General features: G+C 68.1%; 23 protein-coding genes. 3 read left to right on the top strand and 20 right to left on the bottom strand.

What is annotated here, in order from left to right:
- Positions 1 to 133: 133 nt before the first annotated feature.
- The 3 genes from AB0M26_RS11895 (at position 134) to AB0M26_RS11905 (ending at position 2597) form a co-directional block, all read left to right on the top strand.
- Positions 134 to 2008, top strand: a complete 1875-nt coding sequence (locus AB0M26_RS11895; protein WP_365258458.1) for a hypothetical protein — start codon at positions 134 to 136, stop codon at positions 2006 to 2008.
- Positions 2009 to 2152: 144 nt separating this feature from the next.
- Positions 2153 to 2404, top strand: a complete 252-nt coding sequence (locus AB0M26_RS11900) for a DUF6400 family protein (RefSeq protein ID WP_365258461.1) — start codon at positions 2153 to 2155, stop codon at positions 2402 to 2404.
- Complete coding sequence (locus AB0M26_RS11905; RefSeq protein WP_365258464.1) at positions 2391 to 2597, top strand: hypothetical protein; 207 nt, start codon at positions 2391 to 2393, stop codon at positions 2595 to 2597. Before AB0M26_RS11900 ends, AB0M26_RS11905 begins: the two co-directional genes overlap by 14 nt.
- 83 nt (positions 2598 to 2680) lie before the next feature.
- Here AB0M26_RS11905 and truA read toward each other — a convergent pair whose 3' ends face one another.
- The 20 genes from truA to rplX form a co-directional block, all read right to left on the bottom strand.
- The gene (truA, locus tag AB0M26_RS11910; RefSeq protein ID WP_365258467.1) at positions 2681 to 3568 is read right to left on the bottom strand and encodes a tRNA pseudouridine(38-40) synthase TruA; all 888 of its coding nucleotides are present in this window, start codon (positions 3566 to 3568) and stop codon (positions 2681 to 2683) included.
- A 117-nt stretch (positions 3569 to 3685) separates the two neighbouring features.
- Positions 3686 to 4237: a 50S ribosomal protein L17 gene (rplQ, locus tag AB0M26_RS11915; RefSeq protein ID WP_365258470.1), complete on the bottom strand. Its 552-nt coding sequence runs from the start codon at positions 4235 to 4237 to the stop codon at positions 3686 to 3688.
- A 205-nt stretch (positions 4238 to 4442) separates the two neighbouring features.
- Positions 4443 to 5465 (bottom strand): DNA-directed RNA polymerase subunit alpha, encoded by a 1023-nt coding sequence (locus AB0M26_RS11920; RefSeq protein ID WP_360853578.1) that lies wholly within the window; start codon positions 5463 to 5465, stop codon positions 4443 to 4445.
- A gap of 126 nt (positions 5466 to 5591) precedes the next feature.
- Positions 5592 to 6218 (bottom strand): 30S ribosomal protein S4, encoded by a 627-nt coding sequence (gene rpsD / locus AB0M26_RS11925; RefSeq protein WP_365258475.1) that lies wholly within the window; start codon positions 6216 to 6218, stop codon positions 5592 to 5594.
- A 27-nt stretch (positions 6219 to 6245) separates the two neighbouring features.
- A complete protein-coding gene (gene rpsK / locus AB0M26_RS11930) occupies positions 6246 to 6650 on the bottom strand; it encodes a 30S ribosomal protein S11 (RefSeq protein WP_009715860.1) in 405 nt (134 codons plus the stop codon).
- A 69-nt stretch (positions 6651 to 6719) separates the two neighbouring features.
- Positions 6720 to 7100, bottom strand: a complete 381-nt coding sequence (gene rpsM, locus AB0M26_RS11935) for a 30S ribosomal protein S13 (protein WP_365258479.1) — start codon at positions 7098 to 7100, stop codon at positions 6720 to 6722.
- 188 nt (positions 7101 to 7288) lie between these two features.
- Positions 7289 to 7402, bottom strand: coding sequence for a 50S ribosomal protein L36 (gene rpmJ / locus AB0M26_RS11940; RefSeq protein WP_003956441.1), 114 nt, complete (start codon positions 7400 to 7402; stop codon positions 7289 to 7291).
- A gap of 56 nt (positions 7403 to 7458) precedes the next feature.
- The gene (gene infA, locus AB0M26_RS11945; RefSeq protein ID WP_003956442.1) at positions 7459 to 7680 is read right to left on the bottom strand and encodes a translation initiation factor IF-1; all 222 of its coding nucleotides are present in this window, start codon (positions 7678 to 7680) and stop codon (positions 7459 to 7461) included.
- 143 nt (positions 7681 to 7823) lie between these two features.
- Positions 7824 to 8660: a type I methionyl aminopeptidase gene (map, locus tag AB0M26_RS11950; protein WP_365258482.1), complete on the bottom strand. Its 837-nt coding sequence runs from the start codon at positions 8658 to 8660 to the stop codon at positions 7824 to 7826.
- Positions 8661 to 8824: 164 nt separating this feature from the next.
- Positions 8825 to 9481, bottom strand: a complete 657-nt coding sequence (locus AB0M26_RS11955) for an adenylate kinase (RefSeq protein ID WP_365258484.1) — start codon at positions 9479 to 9481, stop codon at positions 8825 to 8827.
- A complete protein-coding gene (gene secY, locus AB0M26_RS11960; RefSeq protein ID WP_365258487.1) occupies positions 9481 to 10794 on the bottom strand; it encodes a preprotein translocase subunit SecY in 1314 nt (437 codons plus the stop codon). Before secY ends, AB0M26_RS11955 begins: the two co-directional genes overlap by 1 nt.
- A gap of 226 nt (positions 10795 to 11020) precedes the next feature.
- On the bottom strand, positions 11021 to 11476 hold the full coding sequence (gene rplO, locus AB0M26_RS11965; RefSeq protein ID WP_365258490.1) for a 50S ribosomal protein L15: 456 nt from the start codon (positions 11474 to 11476) through the stop codon (positions 11021 to 11023).
- A 1-nt stretch (position 11477) separates the two neighbouring features.
- Positions 11478 to 11660, bottom strand: a complete 183-nt coding sequence (rpmD, locus tag AB0M26_RS11970) for a 50S ribosomal protein L30 (protein ID WP_351511179.1) — start codon at positions 11658 to 11660, stop codon at positions 11478 to 11480.
- A complete protein-coding gene (gene rpsE / locus AB0M26_RS11975) occupies positions 11660 to 12265 on the bottom strand; it encodes a 30S ribosomal protein S5 (protein ID WP_365258493.1) in 606 nt (201 codons plus the stop codon). Before rpsE ends, rpmD begins: the two co-directional genes overlap by 1 nt.
- A 43-nt stretch (positions 12266 to 12308) precedes the next feature.
- Positions 12309 to 12692, bottom strand: coding sequence for a 50S ribosomal protein L18 (gene rplR, locus AB0M26_RS11980; protein ID WP_365258496.1), 384 nt, complete (start codon positions 12690 to 12692; stop codon positions 12309 to 12311).
- Between the two features lie 3 nt (positions 12693 to 12695).
- Positions 12696 to 13235, bottom strand: coding sequence for a 50S ribosomal protein L6 (gene rplF, locus AB0M26_RS11985; RefSeq protein WP_365258499.1), 540 nt, complete (start codon positions 13233 to 13235; stop codon positions 12696 to 12698).
- A 20-nt stretch (positions 13236 to 13255) separates the two neighbouring features.
- Positions 13256 to 13654, bottom strand: a complete 399-nt coding sequence (rpsH, locus tag AB0M26_RS11990; RefSeq protein ID WP_360853547.1) for a 30S ribosomal protein S8 — start codon at positions 13652 to 13654, stop codon at positions 13256 to 13258.
- A gap of 208 nt (positions 13655 to 13862) precedes the next feature.
- On the bottom strand, positions 13863 to 14048 hold the full coding sequence (locus AB0M26_RS11995) for a type Z 30S ribosomal protein S14 (protein ID WP_003956452.1): 186 nt from the start codon (positions 14046 to 14048) through the stop codon (positions 13863 to 13865).
- Between the two features lie 5 nt (positions 14049 to 14053).
- A complete protein-coding gene (gene rplE / locus AB0M26_RS12000; RefSeq protein WP_360853544.1) occupies positions 14054 to 14614 on the bottom strand; it encodes a 50S ribosomal protein L5 in 561 nt (186 codons plus the stop codon).
- Complete coding sequence (gene rplX, locus AB0M26_RS12005; protein WP_365258503.1) at positions 14614 to 14937, bottom strand: 50S ribosomal protein L24; 324 nt, start codon at positions 14935 to 14937, stop codon at positions 14614 to 14616. Before rplX ends, rplE begins: the two co-directional genes overlap by 1 nt.
- Positions 14938 to 14939: the final 2 nt, after the last annotated feature.

Raw genomic sequence — 14939 nt, forward strand, 5'->3', positions numbered from 1 at the left:
GCCAGGGCAGAATCGGAACGAATCCGTCCGCACCATGGCGGGGATACGTACCGGTACAGACTTTCGACCGATATCGCATCGTCACCGGAACCCCCTGGTCAGAAGCGCGGCGCGGGTCGTTGAATGAACGACCGTGCCCTCCCTCCGTGCCCTGATCGCCTTCCCGCGCATGCTGCGCCACGGCGCGCGCGTCGGCTCCGACCTGCCGCCCGACGAGGCCGTGGTCCTGGACGCGCCGGAGACACCGCTGCGCGCCGCGCTCACCGCCGCGGGCGCGGGCGACTTCGCCCCCGCCCGCGCTCTGCTCGCCTCCACGCGGCTCGGAGCCGAGTGGGAGCGGCGCGACACATACGTCTCCGCCCTGGCCGAGTTCGCCGTGCACAACCCCGGCTGGCTGGACGCCTGGCTCGCCGCGTCCCCGGAGGACCCGGACGCCGTCCTCGTCAAAGCCGGCCTCTGCATCGACCAGGCCTGGCGCGTCCGCGGCGCAGCGCGCGCATCCGAAGTGTCACGGGAGCAGTTCCGCGCCTTCTTCGCGCTCCTGGAGGACGCCATCCCGGTCATACGGGCGGCCGCGGACCTCAACCCGACCGATCCCGTGCCCTGGCGCATCGCCCTCACCCACGCGCGCGGCGTCCAGGCACCGCGCGAGGTCTTCGACGCCTACTGGCGCGAGGCCGTCGAGCGCGCCCCGCACCACTTCGGCTGCCACAGCACCGCGCTCCAGTACGTGAGCGAGAAGTGGTACGGCTCGCACGAGGAGATGTTCGCCTTCGCCGAGCACGCCGCCGACGCGGCCCTGCCCGGCTCCCAGCTGCACGCCCTCCCGCTACTCGCCGCCGTCGAGTACGAGGTCGTGGCCGACCGCGTCCAGGACGGCCCGATCGCCGGGGACCGCATCGACGCGGCGGTCGACCGCGCCCTGGAGCTCTCCTCCTGGTACGAGCCCGGCGACCCGGAGATCGCCGGGGTCCGCAACCACCTCGCCCTGGTGCTGCTCCGCGCCGGCCGGTGGACGGTCGCCCTTGACATGTTCCGGGCGATCGGCGTGCACGCCCGCCGCTTGCCCTGGGCCTACTTCGGCGACCCGCGCAAGGAGTTCCTCGGCTTCCGTACGGGTGTGCGCATGCAAGTCGCCATGCAGACGCCGTTCTTCGGCAGGCCGCACCAGCCACGCATCGCACCGCCCGTCCAACCCGAATGGGCCCCGCGCACGCTCGCCATCTGCGCGGCCGTGCCGCACAAGGTCGCCCAGGCCGCCCTGATGTGCAATGCCTCGCTACGCGTCGCCCCGGCCGGGACCTCGGCCACGTACGTGGAGCTGGCCGCCGAACCGGGGACGCCCCGGCGCGGCACCCTCCTCGGCGAGGAACCGCTCATCGCCGCCGTCGACACCCTGACCACGGGTGAGAAGTGGCCGGCGATCGTCCTCCACCGCAGCGGCGACCGGACCGGCTTCACGGTCTTCCAGCGCGGCAGGCGCACGGCCGGCCACCAGTGGGACCCGGCTGCGGCGATCCCGTCCCTGGAGGACGCCACCGCGACCGCCCGCACCCTGGCCGCCGCATTCAACGTCGCCGACACCCGGCCCCTTACGGCACTGCTGCGGGGGTCCGACGAGGCGCCACGCCGCCAGGCCGACCTGGTCCGGGCGCTCGGCCTGCCGGCTCCGCCCACCGGTTACGGCGAGCGCACGGATGTCCTCGACGGCTTCCCCGGCGCGCAGGTCATCGCCCGTCGCGGCCTGCTCACCGGCCTGCGGGAAACGGTGACGGCCAGGCCGGGGGCGATGCCCGAGGAGAACGGCCGAAGAGCCGGCTCCGCCCGCCTGCCCACCCGGTGGTGGGCCCTGCGCTCGACCGCCCTGCTCGTCTTCGTCCCCACCACGGTCTACGCCTGGTGGGCGCCCGGCGTCGGTGCCCTGCGGGCCGTACTCGCGACCTGCGCCACGCTCTACGTCGGCGGACAGCTGCTGCGCGCCTGGCGCCGTCGGCCCCGCCGGGCGTGAGCGAACCGGAGCTCTCCCTGCGTAAGGCCCGGATCGCCCCGCGTCACCAGTGACGCGGATCTCCCGTTCCCGCCTTCCTCCGGCGGCCCCGCGGGTGATAGGCACGGAAGCAGGTATTCCTATTCAGCAAGCGAAAGCTCCGCCATGGCCCACGACAGCGCCCCTGAACCTCACATATTCGAGATCGACCTCACCCGTGAGGAGGCGCGCCGCCGCGCCGAGGTCCTCGCCGCCATGGGCCCGGAGTGGGACCCCGCCGCGGTCATGGAAGCCGAGGACGAGGCCTACCGGATGCTCTACTCGAACCTCGATGAACGCCAGCAGGAGATCTACGACCGCCTGGTGGCCGAAGGCGTCCTGCCGGCGCGTCCCGAGGACGGCCGTGCTTCCGCTTGACCCCGACGCCGACAGGTCCCGCCGTGCCTGGCTCCCCTGCCCCCGCTGCGAGGACCACCTCGACTGCGGCGCCTGCCTGGGCGGCCGCACCTGCGCGGACCACTGGCGTTACCTGCTGGCCAGCCATGGTCACGTGGTGCATCTGCAGTGTCCGGCGTGCACCCACATCTGGTCGCACGACACGTCGGCGTAGTCCGGGCGGCGGTCCCGGCGGACCCCGCCGCGTGCCGGTCCGATCCGGTAGAGGCCGCGTCCGGGCGCGCCACGGGCGCCTGCTCAGCAGCAGCCCGCTCCCACGGCCCTCGTCGCGTCCCCCGGCAGGGTCCGTTTGTTCCGCGCCGCCAGATTGCGCGCCGCGAGCTGGTCGTCGGGCGGGTAGCCGACCTCTTCCAGAGTCAGCCCGTGGGGCCGCACCACATTGACCGCGGAGTGGCGCACCCGCCCCGCCAGGACCTCGCGCGGGAAGTCGACCGGACGGTGACCGTCACCGACGAGCAGCAGCGCCCCGACCAGCGCACGCACCATGTTGTGGCAGAAGGCGTCCGCCCGGACCGTGGCCACCACGAGGCCGGCGTCCTCATGACCCCGGGCGGGCCGCTCCCAGTGCAGGTCGAGCAGCTTGCGGATCGTCGTCGCGCCCTCGCGCTTCTTGCAGTACGCGGCGAAGTCGTGCTCGCCGAGCAGCCGCTTCGCCGCCCGGTTCATCGCCGCGACGTCGAGCGGCCAGTCGTGCCACAGCACATGGCCGCGGCGCAGCGGGTCCACCCCACCCCGCTGGTCGCCGACCCGGTACGCGTAACGGCGCCAGATCGCCGAGAACCGCGCGTTGAATCCCTCGGCTGCCTCCGCCACGCTCCACACCCGGACGTCGTGCGGGAGACGGCCGGCGAGCCGTCGCAGCAGCCTCTCGCGGTGCTCGGCCCACACCTCCTCGGCCAGATCGACGTGCGCGACCTGCCCGCGTGCGTGCACGCCCGCGTCCGTACGCCCGGCGACCGTCAGCTCGACCGGCTCCGGCAGCCGCATCACGGTCTGCAGGGCGCTCTCCAGCTCGCCCTGCACCGTACGGCGCTCCCGCTGCCGCGCCCAGCCCGAGAAGTCCTTGCCGTCGTAACCACAGTCCAGCCGGACCCGTACGAAGCCGGGCTCCACCTCGTCACTCACCCACAGGTTCCTCTCCATGCGGAAGGGCCCGCCCCCAGCCGGAACTGGGTGCGGGCCCTCCGAAAGCCACCGGAACGGCTCAGGCGTCCGGCTCCGCCGCTCGCGCGGGGAAGGGGCTCAGGCGTCCTTGCCGTCCTCGTCGGACGCTTCCGCGGCGGGCTCGGCCGCGGCCTCGGCGGCCTCGTCCTTGGCGTCGGCGGCCGGAGCCGCCTTCTCCTTCTTGAGGTCCGCGACGGCCTGGTCACCGGCAGCGTCCTTGGCGGAGCGCTTGGTGGCGGCCTCGGCCTCACCCACCGCCGCCTGCTGCACGGTCAGAGCCTCGACCAGCTCGATGACCGCCATGGGCGCGTTGTCGCCACGACGGTTGCCGATCTTGGTGATCCGGGTGTAGCCGCCCGGACGGTTCTCGTAGCGCGGGCCGATCTCCGTGAACAGGGTGTGGACGACACCCTTGTCGCGGATCGTCTGCAGCACCAGACGACGGTTGTGAAGGTCGCCCTTCTTCGCCTTGGTGATCAGACGCTCGGCCACCGGGCGCAGGCGGCGGGCCTTGGCCTCGGTGGTCCTGATGCGGCCGTGCTCGAACAGCGCGGTGGCGAGGTTCGCCAGCATGAGCCGCTCGTGCGCAGCGCTGCCGCCCATACGGGCGCCCTTGGCGGGCTTCGGCATGGTGTTTCTCCTCGATGTCTGCACCGGCCGTGTCAGGTACCGGTGTCAGGGTCCGTACGGGCGATTGCCCGCCGGAAGATCAAAAATCAGGCCCGTCCGGCGACCGGGGACACTGCCTCGTCCCCGGCGGCGGGGCACCCGGCGATCCACCGGGTACCCCAGCCGTGGGCCCCTCCTGCGCCGAGGACGGCGGAAGGAGGGAGGTTCAGTACTGCTCGGTCTCCACGAAACCGGTGTCGCCCTCGTCCTCCGCGCCGAACGCGTCGGCGGCGGCGGTCGGGTCGAATCCGGGCGGGCTGTCCTTGAGGGCCAGGCCCATGCCGGCCAGCTTCGCCTTGACCTCGTCGATCGACTTCGCACCGAAGTTGCGGATGTCGAGCAGGTCGGCCTCCGAGCGGGCCACCAGCTCGCCCACCGTGTGGATGCCCTCGCGCTTGAGGCAGTTGTACGAGCGGACCGTGAGTTCGAGCTCCTCGATCGGGAGCGCGAGATCGGCGGCCAGGGCGGCGTCCGTCGGGGACGGGCCCATGTCGATGCCCTCGGCGTCGATGTTGAGCTCGCGGGCCAGGCCGAACAGCTCGACCAGGGTCTTGCCGGCCGACGCCATGGCATCGCGGGGGCGCATGGCCTGCTTGGTCTCGACGTCGACGATCAGCTTGTCGAAGTCGGTGCGCTGCTCGACACGCGTCGCCTCGACCTTGTAGGTGACCTTGAGCACCGGGCTGTAGATCGAGTCGACCGGGATCCGGCCGATCTCCTGGCCGAGCTGCTTGTTCTGCACCGCTGAGACGTAGCCGCGACCGCGCTCGACGGTCAGCTCCATCTCGAGCTTGCCCTTGCCGTTCAGGGTGGCGAGGACGAGATCCGGGTTGTGGACCTCGACGCCGGCCGGCGGGGCGATGTCGGCGGCGGTGACCAGACCCGGGCCCTGCTTGCGCAGGTACATCACGACCGGCTCGTCGTGCTCCGAGGAGACCACGAGCTGCTTGATGTTGAGGATCAGGTCGGTGACGTCCTCCTTGACGCCCGGCACGGTGGTGAACTCGTGCAGGACACCGTCGATCCGGATGCTCGTCACGGCGGCACCGGGGATCGAGGAGAGGAGCGTACGACGCAGGGAGTTGCCGAGGGTGTAGCCGAAACCCGGCTCCAGCGGCTCGATCACGAACCGTGAGCGGAATTCGTCCACGACCTCTTCGGTCAGAGAGGGACGCTGAGCGATCAGCATGGAAGTTGCCTCCAGTCTTCGGCACCCGCTATTTGATGCCGAGCCCCGGGCGGCAGCCCGAGGTCGATACTGCAAGGGTACGGGCGGTACGACCCGAACGGGGCCGTACCGCCCGAGACCGAGCTACTACTTCGAGTAGAGCTCGACGATGAGCTGCTCCTGCACCTGCGTGTCGATCGCCTGACGCTCGGGCATGGAGTGCACGAGAATCCGCAGCTTGGACGGGATCGCCTCCAGCCACGCCGGGACGGTCCTGTCACCCGCCTCGGCCTGGGCCACCTGGAAGGGGGTCAGGTTCCGGGAGGACTCGCGGACCTCGATGATGTCGTTCACGGTGACGCGGGCCGACGGGATGTCGGTCTTGCGGCCGTTCACGAGGATGTGCCCGTGGCGGACCAGCTGACGGGCGTGGTCACGGGACTTGGCGAAGCCGGCCCGGTAGACCACGTTGTCGAGACGGGTCTCCAGGATGCGCAGCAGGTTCTCACCGGTCTTGCCGGTCCTGCGGTTGGCCTCCTGGAAGTAACCACGGAACTGCTTCTCGAGGACACCGTAGATCCGAGCGGCCTTCTGCTTCTCACGCTTCTGCAGCAGGTACTCGCTGTCCTTGGTGCGCCCGCGCCCATGCTCACCCGGGGGGTAAGGACGGATCTCGATCGGGCACTTCGCGCTCTCGCACTTGCTCCCCTTGAGGAAGAGCTTCTGCTTCTCCCGACGGCAACGCTTGCAGTCGGCCCCGGTGTAACGCGCCATTGTTGTCTTGTCTCCTACCTCAGATGATCAGACGCGGCGGCGCTTCGGCGGGCGGCATCCGTTGTGCGGGGTGGGGGTGACGTCCTGGATCGAACCGACCTCGAGGCCGGTGGCCTGGAGGGAGCGGATCGCGGTCTCACGGCCGGAGCCGGGACCCTTGACGAAGACGTCGACCTTGCGCATGCCGTGCTCCTGCGCACGGCGGGCGGCCGACTCGGCGGCCATCTGCGCGGCGAAGGGGGTGGACTTGCGCGAGCCCTTGAAGCCGACATGGCCGGCCGAGGCCCAAGAGATCACGTTCCCGGTCGGGTCGGTGATCGAGACGATCGTGTTGTTGAACGTGCTCTTGATGTGAGCGTGCCCGTGGGCGACGTTCTTCTTCTCCTTGCGGCGCACCTTCTTGGCGCCGGCCGTACGGCTCTTCGGAGGCATTGAGTGAATCTTCTCCTGTGGAGGTGGTCGGTCCTACAGCTCGGACCGCTCGGCAGCGTCCGGTGAGGACTACTTCTTGCCCGGCTTCTTCTTGCCGGCGATCGCGCGACGCGGGCCCTTGCGGGTGCGGGCGTTGGTGTGAGTGCGCTGACCGTGGACCGGAAGGCCACGGCGGTGGCGGAGACCCTGGTAGCAGCCGATCTCGACCTTGCGGCGGATGTCGGCCTGGATCTCGCGACGGAGGTCACCCTCGGTCTTGTAGTTCGCGTCGACGTACTCGCGGATCTTGACCAGGTCCTCCTCGGCCAGGTCGCGAACGCGGGTGTCGGGGTTCACACCGGTGTTCTTCAGCGTCTCCTGGGCGCGGGTGCGCCCGATGCCGAAGACGTAGGTGAGGGCAACCTCCACGCGCTTCTCGCGCGGAAGGTCAACGCCTGCAAGGCGTGCCATTCATGGCTCCTGTTGACTTGCGGAGGTCTTCCGCAGCACCGGTCCCGGCCGCCGTACCAGGTACGTACCGGGTCCCCGGCCTCCGACCGAGGGTGTCGACCCGCCTCGGGGGCGGAATCGGGTGACTGCGTATGTACGTGTTGTCGCGTGCGTCGCGCGAAGAACTGCGGAGTGCAGGTCGGCGTGCGTCAGCCCTGGCGCTGCTTGTGGCGCAGGTTGTCGCAGATGACCATGACCCGGCCGTGTCGGCGGATCACCTTGCACTTGTCGCAGATCTTCTTGACGCTCGGCTTGACCTTCATGGGATGTGAGGTTCTCCGGGTCAGTGCGCCACCCCACGGGAGGGGGCGGGCAAGATCTACTTGTAGCGGTAGACGATCCGGCCGCGCGTCAGGTCGTACGGAGACAGCTCCACAACGACCCGGTCATCCGGGAGGATACGGATGTAGTGCATCCGCATCTTGCCGCTGATGTGCGCGAGGACCTTGTGACCGTTCTGGAGCTCCACCTTGAACATGGCGTTCGGGAGGGACTCGATCACGGTGCCCTCAATCTCGATGGCACCTTGCTTCTTGGCCACGCTTCGCCCTTCGAATCGGCTACCTTGATCAGCTCTCGCGCGCGCATGCGGACATGCGGATGCACGAGAGCCGACGCATCAGTCTACGTCAGGGCATCCGGAAAGACGAATCGGGCCTGGAATCTGCCCGGCGACCAAGATCCTTAACCCAGCGGATCGGGAGCCGCGGTGACGCCCAGCTCGGCGAGCTTGGCCTTGCCGCCGTCCACGGCGGTCAGCACCAGGGGGCCTTCCTCGGTCAGCGCGACCGAGTGCTCCCAGTGACTGCTCCATGTCCCGTCATCGGTCTTGACCGTCCAGTCGTCCTCGAGGACATGGGTACGCGGGGTGCCGAGGCTCACCATCGGCTCGATCGCGATGCAGAACCCGGGCACCAGCCTGGGCCCTCGACCGCGCCTGCGGTCCACGTAGTTGAGCAGATGCGGATCCATGTGCATCTGGGAGCCGATGCCGTGGCCGCCGTAGTCCTCGATGATTCCGTACTTCCCGGTGGCCGGGCGCGGCTGGCGGCGAATGTAGCCCTCGATCGCCTTGGAGATGTCGACGAGCCGGTTGCCCTGCTTGACCGCGGCGATGCCCGCCCACATGGACTCCTCGGTCACCCGGCTGAGTTCATGCAGTTCCGGAGCGTGACCGGAGCCGACGAAGACGGTGATCGCCGCATCGCCGTGCCAGCCGTCGACGATGGCGCCTGCGTCGATGGAGATGAGGTCGCCGTCCCTCAGCACGGTCGCGGTGTCAGGGATCCCGTGGACCACGACCTCGTTGACCGAGGTGCAGATGGTGGCGGGAAAGCCGCCGTAGCCAAGGAAGTTGGACTTGGCGCCGTGCTCGGCGAGCACCTTGCGCGCGGCGTCGTCCAGGTCCTTGGTGGTGGCGCCCGGGACGGCGGCCTCCCGGCAAGCCGCGTGCACCGCGGCCACGACCAGCCCCGCCTCGCGCATCTTCGCGATCTGGTCCGGGGTCTTGATCTCTACCATCGGCGTACGGCTCCTCCGGGCGGCCCAGCCGCCGCTTCCGCGGAGGTGGTTGCCCTCCACTGTTGTGCTCCATCATCGGTTACCGCTCTACGGTAACGGCTCCCGGCAGCGGACAGCCGCGGCGTCCGTCGAGGACACCGCGGCCGTCTGACGCCGTCGGAACTCTAGGCGGCCTGCTGCCGCAGGGCCTCCATGGCCCGCTGCGTGACCTCTGCGACCTTGCCGAGGGCCGGAATCGTCACGACCAGGCCCTGGGTCTTGTAGTAGTCGATGATCGGCTCGGTCTGCTCGTGGTAGACCTCGAGGCGCTTGCGGACCGTCTCCTCGCTGTCGTCCTCGCGCTGGTACAGCTCACCGCCGCACTCGTCGCAGACGCCCTCGGCCTTCGGCGGCTTGTACTCGACGTGGAAGGTGTGCGCGCTGTTGTTGCGGCAGGTGCGGCGACCCGCGATCCGCTTGACGACCTCTTCCTCGGGGACCTCCAGATCGAGCACCGCGTCGAGCCCGATGCCCTTCTCCTCGAGGATCTGGTCGAGGGCCTTGGCCTGGGTGAGGTTGCGGGGGAACCCGTCGAGCAGACAGCCGTTCCCCGCGTCGGGCTGCTCGAGCCGGTCCTTGGCCATGCCGATGGTCACCTCGTCCGGTACCAACTCGCCGGCGTCCATGAATTCCTTCGCCTGACGGCCAAGGGGCGTGCCTTGGCTGATGTTGGCGCGGAACAGGTCGCCCGTGGAGATGTGCGGGATCGACAGGTTCTCGGCGAGGTACGCGGCCTGCGTACCCTTGCCGGCCCCGGGAGGCCCGACGAGGACGATTCGCATCAGCGGAGGAACCCTTCGTAGTTACGCTGCTGAAGCTGGCTCTCGATCTGCTTTACGGTCTCCAGGCCCACACCCACGATGATCAGGATGCTGGTCCCGCCGAACGGGAAGTTCTGGTTCGCTCCGAAACCTGCCAACGCCGTTGTCGGCACTAGTGCGATCAAGCCCAGGTACAGCGACCCCGGCCAGGTGATCCGATTGAGCACGTAGCTCAGGTACTCAGCAGTGGGTCGACCAGCCCGGATGCCCGGGATGAAGCCACCATACTTCTTCATGTTGTCGGCGACTTCCTCGGGGTTGAACGAGATGGCCACATAGAAGAAGGCGAAGAAAACAATGAGGACAAAGTATGTGATCATGTAATAGGGGTGGTTCCCCTTGACCAAGTGCTGCTGAATCCACGTCGCCCAGCCCGCCTGCGATCCACTGAACTGAACGATCAGAGCCGGGATGTAGAGCAGTGAGGACGCGAAGATGACGGGAATCACACCCGCCTGGTTGACCTTCAGCGGGATGTACGTAGACGTACCGCCGTAGGACCTGCGGCCGATCATTCGTTTTGCGTACTGCACGGGAATACGGCGCTGCGCCTGCTCGACGAAGACCACCAGTCCGACCATTGCCAGGCCGACCAGAATCACCACGCCGAACTCGAGCCATCCGCCGATGATCTTGCCCTCGAGCTTGATCGCCCACAGCGCCTGCGGGAAACCGGCGGCGATCGAGATGAACATCAGGATCGACATGCCGTTGCCGATGCCGCGGTCGGTGATCAGCTCGCCGAGCCACATGATCAGCGCCGTACCCGCGGTCATGGTGATGACCATGGTGATGGTCACGAAGATCGACTGGTCCGGGATGATCTGCCCCGCGCGGTCACAGCGCGGGAAGAGGGTGCCGGAGCGGGCGGTGGCCACCAGCCCGGTGCCCTGGAGTACGGCGAGGGCGACCGTCAGATAACGCGTGTACTGCGTGATCTTCGCCTGCCCGGACTGCCCCTCCTTCTTCAGGGCCTCCAGCCGTGGAATGACCACGGTCAGCAGCTGCAGGATGATGCTCGCCGTGATGTACGGCATGATGCCGAGCGCAAAGATCGTGATCTGCAGCAGAGCGCCACCGCTGAACATGTTGACCAGGCCGAACAGCCCCTGGCTGCCTTCGGCCTGCTTCATGCAGTAGTTGACGTTCGGGTAGCTGACCCCGGGGATCGGAATGTGCGCCCCGAGCCGGAACAACACAATGATGCCCAGCGTGAAGAGCAGCTTCTTGCGCAGGTCGGGCGTCTTGAACGCCCGGGCGAACGCGGTGAGCACGGTGCCTCCTGCGACCCCCGCGTATCTGCGCGAGAGGTGACGGTCTGGAAAACGACGAGTACTGATCAGTCAAAAGCCGCGCGGCTGCGGACCGCGCGGCCCGGGGCGGGGCCCCAGGTGCTGCAAGCAACAGTGCACGCCACCTTACCGGCGCACCTGTGTCCCGTGGAACGACCAACCGGGGATGCCTCATGTGAGACATCCCCGGTCGAATGCGTCATCGCGCTCAGACGAGCTCGGTGACGGTACCGCCGGCTGCGGTGATCTTCTCCTTGGCGGAGCCGGAGACGGCGTCGACCGTCACCTGCAGCGCCACGGAGACCTCGCCGGTACCCAGCACCTTCACGAGCTGGTTCTTGCGCACCGCACCCTTGGCGACCAGGTCGGCCACCGTGACCTCGCCACCCTGCGGGTAGAGCGCGGCCAGCTTGTCCAGGTTGACGACCTGGTACTCGGTGCGGAACGGGTTCTTGAAGCCCTTGAGCTTCGGGAGACGCATGTGGAGGGGCATCTGCCCACCCTCGAAGCGCTCCGGAACCTGGTAGCGGGCCTTGGTGCCCTTGGTGCCACGACCTGCGGTCTTACCCTTGGACGCCTCACCACGACCGACACGGGTCTTGGCGGTCTTGGCGCCCGGGGCGGGCCGGAGGTTGTGGACCTTCAGCGGCTTCTCCTCCGCCATGTCAGTCGACCTCCTCAACCGTCACGAGGTGGCGCACGGTGTTGGCCATGCCGCGGATCTCGGGACGGTCCTCCTTGACAACCACGTCGTTCAGGCGCTTGAGCCCGAGCGAACGCAGGGTGTCGCGGTGGTTCTGCTTGCTGCCGATGTAGGACTTCGTCTGCGTGATCTTGAGGCGAGCCATTACGCACCCGCCCCGGCACGCGCCCGCAGCAGAGCGGCGGGAGCGACATCCTCCAGCGGCAGGCCGCGACGGGCGGCGATCTCCTCGGGACGCTGCAGCCCCTGGAGAGCCTCCACCGTGGCGTGCACGATGTTGATCGGGTTCGCCGAGCCGAGCGACTTGCTCAGCACGTCGTGGATGCCCGCACACTCCAGAACGGCGCGCACAGGACCGCCGGCGATCACACCGGTACCGGGGGAAGCCGGCTTGAGCAGGACGACGCCCGCAGCCTTCTCGCCCTGGATCGGATGCGGGATGGTGCCCTGGATCCGCGGGACCTTGAAGAAGTGCTTCTTGGCCTCCTCAACACCCTTGGCGATGGCGGCCGGCACCTCCTTGGCCTTCCCGTATCCGACACCCACGGTGCCGTCACCGTCGCCCACCACGACCAGCGCGGTGAAGCTGAAGCGACGACCACCCTTCACAACCTTGGCGACGCGGTTGATCGCGACGACACGTTCGACGTACGCGGTCTTCTCGGCGGCAGCGCCGCCGTCCCGCCGGTCCTTCCGGTCCCGCCGCTCGCCGCCACCGGCGCCGCCACCGCGGCGCTGGGGTCCAGCCATTGGAATTACCTCTCTCGTCTAATCCGCTTGCGTAGGAACCGGCTCAGAACCTGAGCCCGGCTTCGCGGGCGGCGTCGGCCAGCGCTGCAATGCGCCCGGCGTACTTGTTGCCACCGCGGTCGAACACGACGGCCTCGATACCGGCGGCCTTGGCCCGCTCGGCGACCAGGGCGCCAACCTGCTTGGCCTGCGCGCTCTTGTCACCCTCGCCACCACGGATCGACGCGTCCAGGGACGACGCCGAGGCCAGCGTGTGGCCCGCGATGTCGTCGATGACCTGGGCGACCATATGGCGGTTGGACCGCGTCACGACCAGGCGCGGACGTTCCGGCGTACCGGAGACCCGCTTGCGGACGCGGATGTGGCGACGCTTGAGAGCGGCAGCCTTGTAGGCCTTGCCCTTGGCGATCTTCACACCGTATGCCATGGCTTACTTACCAGCCTTTCCGACCTTGCGGCGGATGACTTCGCCCTCGTACTTGACGCCCTTGGCCTTGTACGGGTCGGGCTTGCGCAGCTTGCGGATGTTCGCGGCCACCTCGCCGACCTTCTGCTTGTCGATGCCCTCGACACTCAGCTTGGTCGGGGACTCCACCTTGAAGGTGATGCCCTCGGGGGCCTCGACGAGAATCGGGTGGCTGTAGCCCAGGGAGAACTCCAGGTTGGAGCCCTTGGCCTGGACGCGGTAGCCGACACCGCTGATCTCGAGCCTCTTGACGTATCCCGTGGTCACACCGGTGATCATGTTCGCCACCAGCGTGCGCGACAGGCCGTGGAGGGCCTTGTTCTGACGCTCGTCGTTGGGGCGGGTCACCGCGAGGGTGCCGTCCTCGCCCTTGGCGATCTCGATCGGCGCGGCGACGGTGTGGGAGAGGGAACCCTTGGGGCCCTTCACCGAGACCGTCCGGCCATCGATGGTGACGTCCACGCCGGCGGGAACCGGGATGGGGAGCTTGCCGATACGCGACATTGCTGTTCCTCCGTTCCCGACTACCAGACGTAGGCGAGGACTTCCCCGCCCACACCCTTCTTGCTGGCCTGCTTGTCGGTGAGGAGACCGTGGGACGTGGAGATGATCGCCACGCCCAGGCCGCCGAGCACCTTCGGCAGATTGGTGGACTTTGCGTAGACCCGCAGACCCGGCTTCGAAATCCGCTTGATACCGGCGATCGAGCGCTCGCGGTTGGGGCCGAACTTCAGCTCGAGGACGAGGTTCTTGCCGACCTCGGCGTCCTCGACCTTCCAGCCGGTGATGAAGCCCTCCTGCTGGAGGATCTCCGCGATGTGCGACTTGATCTTGCTGTGCGGCATCGACACGGAGTCGTGGTACGCCGAGTTCGCGTTTCGCAGACGCGTCAGCATGTCTGCGATCGGATCGGTCATGGTCATGATGGCCTTCGGCCTCTCTCGCCGGGGTTTCCTGTCTGCTCCATCCCTCTCCCCGGAACAAGCCGGGACGGGTGCGGTGCGGGGACCTACGGCGTAGTAAGACGGTCTTGGGCGGCAGGCGCCCAACCCCACAATCCTAGGGGACGTGAGGAGGGCTTCCTGCCGACCAGATGCTTACCAAGAGTCCGGTAGCAGCCCGTAAGGCTGGTTACCAGGAGCTCTTGGTCACGCCCGGCAGCTCGCCGCGGTGAGCCATCTCACGAAGGCACACGCGGCAGAGGCCGAACTTGCGGTAAACGGAGTGCGGACGGCCGCAGCGCTGGCAGCGGGTGTACGCGCGCACACCGAACTTGGGCTTGCGAGCAGCCTTGGCAATAAGAGCCTTCTTCGCCATCTCGCTCACGCCTCCTTGAACGGGAAGCCGAGGTGACGAAGGAGAGCGCGGCCCTCATCGTCGTTGGTCGCCGTGGTGACCACGGTGATGTCCATACCCCGGGTACGGTCGATCTTGTCCTGGTCGATCTCGTGGAACATGACCTGCTCGGTGAGACCGAAGGTGTAGTTGCCCCGACCGTCGAACTGCTTCGGAGACAGACCACGGAAGTCGCGGATGCGCGGCAGCGCCAGCGACAGCAGGCGGTCCAGGAACTCCCACATGCGGTCACCGCGGAGGGTGACATGGGCACCGATCGGCTGGCCCTCGCGCAGCTTGAACTGCGCGATGGACTTACGGGCCTTGGTGACGGCCGGCTTCTGGCCGGTGATCGTGGCGAGGTCGCGGATGGCGCCCTCGATCAGCTTGGAGTCGCGGGCGGCGTCGCCCACACCCATGTTGACCACGATCTTGGTCAGACCAGGGATCTGCATGACGTTCTCGTAGGAGAACTCGTCCTTCAGCTTGCCCTGGATCTCTTCGCGGTAGCGCGTCTTGAGACGCGGCGCGTTGGTGGTGGCAGTCATCAGATGTCCTCACCGGTCCGCTTGGCAACGCGGATCTTGTTGCCCTCGTCGTCGAAGCGGTACCCGACGCGGGTGACGACCTTGTTGCCGTCCTTCTCCACCACGAGCTGCACATTGCTCACGTGGATCGGGGCCTCGGTCGTCACAATGCCGCCGGTCTTCGAACCACGAGCGGTCTGGCCGGCCTTGGTGTGCTTCTTGACCCGGTTGACACCCTCGACCAGAACGCGGTCCTCGCGGGGGTAGGCCTGAATGACCTTGCCCTGCTTGCCCTTGTCCTTACCGGTGATGACCTGGACCAGGTCGCCCTTCTTGATCTTCATCG

It is taken from the genome of Streptomyces sp. NPDC051776, assembly GCF_040681345.1.
Classification (GTDB): domain Bacteria; phylum Actinomycetota; class Actinomycetes; order Streptomycetales; family Streptomycetaceae; genus Streptomyces.

Coding starts and splice junctions, on each gene's coding strand:
- AB0M26_RS11900 (WP_365258461.1), top strand. CDS start 2,153: ATGGCCCACGACAGCGCCCCTGAACCTCACATATTCGAGATCGACCTC.
- rplQ (WP_365258470.1), bottom strand. CDS start 4,237: ATGCCGAAGCCCGCCAAGGGCGCCCGTATGGGCGGCAGCGCTGCGCAC.
- AB0M26_RS11920 (WP_360853578.1), bottom strand. CDS start 5,465: ATGCTGATCGCTCAGCGTCCCTCTCTGACCGAAGAGGTCGTGGACGAA.
- rpsD (WP_365258475.1), bottom strand. CDS start 6,218: ATGGCGCGTTACACCGGGGCCGACTGCAAGCGTTGCCGTCGGGAGAAG.
- rpsK (WP_009715860.1), bottom strand. CDS start 6,650: ATGCCTCCGAAGAGCCGTACGGCCGGCGCCAAGAAGGTGCGCCGCAAG.
- rpsM (WP_365258479.1), bottom strand. CDS start 7,100: ATGGCACGCCTTGCAGGCGTTGACCTTCCGCGCGAGAAGCGCGTGGAG.
- rpmJ (WP_003956441.1), bottom strand. CDS start 7,402: ATGAAGGTCAAGCCGAGCGTCAAGAAGATCTGCGACAAGTGCAAGGTG.
- map (WP_365258482.1), bottom strand. CDS start 8,660: ATGGTAGAGATCAAGACCCCGGACCAGATCGCGAAGATGCGCGAGGCG.
- AB0M26_RS11955 (WP_365258484.1), bottom strand. CDS start 9,481: ATGCGAATCGTCCTCGTCGGGCCTCCCGGGGCCGGCAAGGGTACGCAG.
- rplO (WP_365258490.1), bottom strand. CDS start 11,476: ATGGCGGAGGAGAAGCCGCTGAAGGTCCACAACCTCCGGCCCGCCCCG.
- rpmD (WP_351511179.1), bottom strand. CDS start 11,660: ATGGCTCGCCTCAAGATCACGCAGACGAAGTCCTACATCGGCAGCAAG.
- rpsE (WP_365258493.1), bottom strand. CDS start 12,265: ATGGCTGGACCCCAGCGCCGCGGTGGCGGCGCCGGTGGCGGCGAGCGG.
- rplR (WP_365258496.1), bottom strand. CDS start 12,692: ATGGCATACGGTGTGAAGATCGCCAAGGGCAAGGCCTACAAGGCTGCC.
- rplF (WP_365258499.1), bottom strand. CDS start 13,235: ATGTCGCGTATCGGCAAGCTCCCCATCCCGGTTCCCGCCGGCGTGGAC.
- rpsH (WP_360853547.1), bottom strand. CDS start 13,654: ATGACCATGACCGATCCGATCGCAGACATGCTGACGCGTCTGCGAAAC.
- AB0M26_RS11995 (WP_003956452.1), bottom strand. CDS start 14,048: ATGGCGAAGAAGGCTCTTATTGCCAAGGCTGCTCGCAAGCCCAAGTTC.
- rplE (WP_360853544.1), bottom strand. CDS start 14,614: ATGACTGCCACCACCAACGCGCCGCGTCTCAAGACGCGCTACCGCGAA.
- rplX (WP_365258503.1), bottom strand. CDS start 14,937: ATGAAGATCAAGAAGGGCGACCTGGTCCAGGTCATCACCGGTAAGGAC.